A 322-nucleotide genomic window follows, 5' to 3' on the forward strand; every position below is an offset into this window, starting at 1 on the left:
TCCGGAGATCGCCTGAACCGCGATCATTCTCGCCGGGCACGATGAAATTGGCGAGGATGAAGGCCTTCAGCGCAGGGCCTTCGGGCTTGGCCCGTGCATAGTCCGCCATGATCGCATCGGCAGCGCGCTTGGGTATTGCGTCCACGAACGTCTTGCCGTCCGCGAACACATGGCCTTGTTGTACGGCCTGGAACAGCGGCCCGTAGAGATCCGCCGGCGATCGGATCGCGGTGGAGGAAAGGGGCGCGGGGGCCGGACCAGACTGGGCGGGCGCCACCGCGGCGACCGAGGCCAACACGGCAAAACGGCTGATAGTCTTCAT

At 65.2% G+C, this 322-nt stretch carries 1 pseudogene; it reads right to left on the reverse strand.

The features are described 5' to 3' along the window. A pseudogene (locus U1872_RS22665) lies at nucleotides 1-322 on the reverse strand (hypothetical protein); the annotation flags it as partial.

The organism is Parasphingomonas frigoris (assembly GCF_036663815.1).
Lineage (GTDB): Bacteria > Pseudomonadota > Alphaproteobacteria > Sphingomonadales > Sphingomonadaceae > Sphingomonas.